At 57.9% G+C, this 4,708-nt stretch carries 5 protein-coding genes and 1 pseudogene; 4 read left to right on the forward strand and 2 right to left on the reverse strand.

Annotated features, from left to right (window positions below; translation table 11 throughout):
• Positions 1-1,814 (forward strand): hypothetical protein (locus AB4043_RS18445; RefSeq protein ID WP_442307736.1); only part of this gene is annotated, 1,814 nt, incomplete at its 5' end.
• A 110-nt stretch (positions 1,815-1,924) separates the two neighbouring features.
• On the forward strand, positions 1,925-2,509 hold the full coding sequence (locus AB4043_RS18450) for an outer membrane beta-barrel protein (RefSeq protein WP_442300816.1): 585 nt from the start codon (positions 1,925-1,927) through the stop codon (positions 2,507-2,509).
• Between the two features lie 188 nt (positions 2,510-2,697).
• Here AB4043_RS18450 and AB4043_RS18455 read toward each other — a convergent pair whose 3' ends face one another.
• Positions 2,698-3,294 carry an outer membrane protein gene (locus AB4043_RS18455; RefSeq protein ID WP_442300817.1) on the reverse strand — a complete coding sequence of 199 codons (597 nt, stop codon included), beginning with the start codon at positions 3,292-3,294 and terminating at the stop codon, positions 2,698-2,700.
• 183 nt (positions 3,295-3,477) lie between these two features.
• Here AB4043_RS18455 and AB4043_RS18460 point away from each other — a divergent pair.
• A pseudogene (locus AB4043_RS18460) lies at positions 3,478-3,612 on the forward strand (DUF421 domain-containing protein); the annotation flags it as partial.
• Positions 3,613-3,804: 192 nt separating this feature from the next.
• Here the strand turns inward: AB4043_RS18460 and AB4043_RS18465 are convergent.
• Positions 3,805-3,993, reverse strand: a complete 189-nt coding sequence (locus AB4043_RS18465) for a hypothetical protein (protein ID WP_442300819.1) — start codon at positions 3,991-3,993, stop codon at positions 3,805-3,807.
• A gap of 67 nt (positions 3,994-4,060) precedes the next feature.
• On the opposite strand from AB4043_RS18465, the gene AB4043_RS18470 reads away from it, so the two are divergent.
• Positions 4,061-4,708: AMP-binding protein (locus AB4043_RS18470; RefSeq protein ID WP_442307737.1), on the forward strand; the 648-nt coding region annotated here is incomplete at its 3' end.

Here is a 4,708-nt window from a genome sequence, read left to right on the forward strand (position 1 = left end):
CCGGATACACCAAGCCAACGCCAGCACAGAATCAGTTGATTGACCGCGCCATCGCGCGCGAGGCTGAGGTGATCAAGGTTCTTAAAGAGCGGGCTCCGCTGACCGAGGTCTATATCCAGACCATGAAGCCCGATCAGGATCTGCTGCAGGTGCCCGAATCCGACCAGCACTTCCTGGGGCGTGTCGAGTTCAGCAAGGTCATCGGCGATAGAACCTACGAGACCTCCAAGACCAGCACCGGCGGCAAGTTTGGGTTTTTCAAGAACTCGCTCAGCTTTATTACCGGCCTGGGCAAGGCGTTGAACCTGGAGTTCAACGAAGCCGGCTTCATGCAGATGCTGTTGATTGACTCCAAGGACTTCGATCGCCAGCACTACAACTTCTACTTCGTCCGCAATGACTTCCTGGGTTCCGTCGCGACCACGGTGTTCGACGTGCAGCCCGCGAAAGGAAGCTATGGCCGCTTCTTCGGTCGCATCTGGATCGAGCGCCGCGGAGGTAACATCGTTCGCTTCAACGGCAGCTTCAACGGCAGCCAGGCGACGCATAGCGAGTACTACCACTTCGATAGCTGGCGCACCAATGTGCAGCCGGATATCTGGTTGCCGAACTCGTTCTACGTAGAGGAGAGCAATCCGAAGGTTCCTGGCAACATCGTCAAGTTCAAGGCGGTTGGGCATATCTGGGGTTACGCGCTCAAGGTTCCTGAGAAGGAAGTCGAGAACACCTCAGTTGAGGTGCAGGGCGCGACGGATGTCTCCAACGATGCTCAGGATGTCAGCCCGCTCGGTGCGCAGCGTGAGTGGGTACAGCAGGCGGAAGACAATGTCATCGACCGTCTGACCAAGGCCGGTCTGCTGGCCGCGCCCAGTGAGTTTGATAAGACTCTCGCGGCTCTTGCCAACAACATTCTGGCCTATAACCAGATTCCGCTGTCGCGCCCCATCCGGGTGCGTACGCTGCTGACGGAGCCGCTGGAATCGCTGGCCGTTGGAAACACCGTGCTGCTGAGCAAGAGCGTGATCGATACCACGGCTGTCATTACGGCTGACGGTGCGCAGCAGGCGGGCAACCTGAATGCCATCCTGGCCTTCGAGGTTRCACACGTGATCCTCGGGCATCGCCTGGACACCAAGTACGCCTTCAGCGATCGCCTGCTCTTCCCGGACACCTCGGCGTTTACCCATATCCCGATGCATCACACGGATAAGGACAACGAAGAGGCCGCCAAGAAGACGGTCGAGCTGTTGAACGCCAAGGAGCTGCAGGATGCCTCAACCTACTTCGGGCTATATCTGCAGCAGCTGTCCGCGCGTGTGAAGGCTCTTCCTGATCTGAACAAGGCGATGATTGGCGACTCACTGATCAAGAACGACAAGGACAAGGATCCGACCTTCTGGCTGGCCGCGCTGCAGGCAAAGGGAACGAAGCTGGACGTGAAGGATCTGAAGCAGATGGCCGCCATGCCGCTGAGCAGCTTCCTGAAGTTCGACCCCTGGACCGACCAGGTCATCACTCTGCATGCGGCTCAGGAGCCGATTCTGAATCCGCGTGACAAGATGCCGTTCGAAGTGACGCCGGTCTATCTGAGGCTCAGCTACTATACGGCCCCCGTAGCGCCAACCGCTGCTCCGGCAGCAGGTGCTCCGGCAACCGGCGCCGCGGCGCCTGCAGCAGGTACTGCAGCACCGGTACAGCAGCAGGCAACGCCGGCCCCCGTGGATGGAAATCCCGGAAACGCTCCTCAAACCGCTCCTGCTCCACAAAATGGAGCACCGGCTTCTGGTACCTCCACTCCTCCCCAGAACCAGTAATTTCCACGTAAGACGGGGGCCTTCGTGCCCCCGTCTTATGCTGATAGAGATAAAAGGTTGTGTTAGTTGACCCTCATTGCTGGCAGTTCGGGTCAGGGAAGGTTGGATTCTTGCAGGTAATCAGAAAGTCTCTCGCGTTGCTCTCACTCGCTGTCGCGCTGCCCGCGGTACACGCACAGTCGGTTTACACGGCGAGTCGAAGAGCTGATCTTCAGGCCGGCGGCGGTTATTCGATCGCCAAATCCGACTCTACCGCGGATAAATTCAAGGGGTTCCACCTCTATTTCGATCTCGACTTCAGGCATCACCTGGGAATCGAAGGTGAGTTCCATAAGGTCAATCAGGACAACCCCGGCAAGGAATACGAGAAGACGTATGAGATCGGGCCTCGATACAGCCGGCCGTTCAAAGACGGCTTGTTCCGTCCGTACATCAAAGGCATGTACGGACGCGGGGTCTACAACTTTACGGACAAACTCGGGAATAATGTTGAGGTTGCGAATCTGGCCTACAATATCTGGGCTGCCGGCGGTGGTTTAGATATCCGCGCGAATCGCCGCATCAATGTTCGCGTGTTCGATTACGAATATCAGAACTGGCCTAGCTATCCGCCCCACGGCATTACTCCGCAGGTTGTCTCCTTTGGTGTCGCTTACCACTTTGGTTCCGACAGCCGCTATCCGACGAAACGCTAGGCCCCGATAGAAGAAACTGAAAAGCCCCGGTCTGGATTGTCCAGACCGGGGCTTTTTAGAGCATTTTTCCTGTTGCTGGGCACCCCGATAGTGGAGTGCAGCGGCGTTTTCATTGCGGAAAACGCCCATCGATGCGGAAGCTCTACTTTGCACCTTCAGGAAAAATGCTTTACTGCCGCTGTGGCAGTTTAGAAGTGGTAGGCGAAGCCGACCGCCGGAGTCGAGATGACGGTATAGCGGCGGGTTGCTACGGAGTCGAGACCGAAGTTCGGCGCCTTCAGCACGAAAGCGCGGTACGCGACACGCAAATCCCAGCTCGGGCTGAGCTCATAGGCAACACCGGCACCGAAGAGCGCGCCGATGTTCGTGTTCTGCTTCGTATCCAGGCTGGTGGTGCCGAAGTCGCGGATTGGGCTCATAATGTAGCCGCCGACGCCTACCTCAACAAACGGGTTGTAGTTGCCGTAGTTGCGGGAGTAAACGTAGGCGCCTGTGATCTCCTGCTGGCGGACGTGAACCGCGGGCCGGGTGAAGCTGGTGCGGAAGTAGTCCGTGTACTCCGAGAAGGAGTAGTTCACTTCCAGACCGCTGCGCGGGGTTACCAGGTAGCGGTAGCTGACCAGACCGCCCATGGTCATGCTGGCATTTAGCTGGGAGCCATTTCCATTGACCTGGGGCTGCCATACTCCGATGGCGCTCACGCTAATGTCTTGCCGGCTCTCCTGCGCCATCATCGCGCTGCCGGCACTCAGCAGCAGCGCACCCAACAACATCCGTTTCATCATGCTTCGGTCAATCCCTTCAAAATCGCGCGGAACTCCACCGCCAGAATCTGGCCGGCAAAAAGACAAGAGCAACCCACTGCAAACAATTGTACCTGTCCGGATGCCGTCCCCGGTTGGACGATTCTTCATCACCTCCGGTGAGGTATCCTGCGGCAGAAATTCCAACCTTGGGAGAACCCCGCCGTGCTCGAACATATGTTCCACCTGCCATCGACGGTCTCGCTGCTGGAGAAGATCCTGCGTCCCGTCCTGGTCTACCTCTGCCTGATCTGTTTCCTGCGTCTTTTCGGCAAACGGGAGCTGGCGCAGTTGAATCCTGAGGGAGGGACTGGAAGCCCTGCGGCAAGAGGTCGCGGCGCTGCGAGCACAGCTAGGGCAATCGTCGTAGCCCCAAAAAGCCAGAGCATTTTCCCTGTGGTGCACTGTAGGGTTTCCGCATCTATGGGCGTTTTCCGTGATGAAAACGCCGCTGCACGCCCCCTTCGGGAAACTCAGCAACAGAGAAACGCTCTATCCCTGAGTACTGTCAAGTTTGGCAACGGCTTTGCGGTAGCGCTCGGGCGGTGCGGGGAGCCGGGCGTCACGAAGCGCAGCGCGATAGCCGCCCATATAGATGGAGTACATGACCGCCAGTGCGCAGCCCACACCGAACATAAAGCCGAACATGAATCCAAAGATGGCGCCCCAATGGAATTCCATTTGCTGAGTGTACTTGTGGCCGGTCGTTATTTTGACAAAGTACAATCGTGGTCTCACTAGGAGCTGCATGTCGACTGTGTCTGAAACAAGTTTTGATTCGCTTTTACGAGAAAACCGAGTCTTTCCGCCGCACGCTGAGTTTGCTGCACGGGCCCATATAAAAACACGAGAGCAGTATGACGCTATGTACCGCCGCTCCATCGAGCAGCCGGAGGAGTTCTGGGCAGATGCGGCGCGCGAGATCGACTGGTTCGAGCCGTGGACAAAGGTTCTGGAGTGGGATCAGCCCTGGGCGAAGTGGTTTGTCRGTGGCAAGCTGAACCTCAGCCACAACTGCGTCGATCGTCATGCGGTGGGCAGCCGTGCACAGAAGCCCGCGATCATCTGGGAGGGAGAGCCGGGCGAAGTCCGTACYCTGACCTTTGCCGAGCTTCTCACCGAGGTGCAGTTGGCCGCCAGCATGCTGAAAGAGGCGGGCGTCCAAAAGGGAGATCGCGTCGCGATCTACATGGGCATGTGCCCCGAGTTGGCGATTGCCCTGCTGGCCTGTGCCCGCATTGGCGCGGTGCACAATGTGATCTTCGGTGGATTTGCGGCGCATGCTCTTGTTGACCGGATCAATGATTCCGGCTGTGTCGCTGTGTTGACCCAGGATGGCGGATACCGTCGCGGCGGGGAAGTGAAGCTGAAGCCCATCGTTGATGAGGCATTGAAG

It is taken from the genome of Terriglobus sp. YAF25 (assembly GCF_052113305.1).
Classification (GTDB): domain Bacteria; phylum Acidobacteriota; class Terriglobia; order Terriglobales; family Acidobacteriaceae; genus Terriglobus.

Coding starts and splice junctions, on each gene's coding strand:
- AB4043_RS18455 (WP_442300817.1), bottom strand. CDS start 3,294: ATGATGAAACGGATGTTGTTGGGTGCGCTGCTGCTGAGTGCCGGCAGC.
- AB4043_RS18465 (WP_442300819.1), bottom strand. CDS start 3,993: ATGGAATTCCATTGGGGCGCCATCTTTGGATTCATGTTCGGCTTTATG.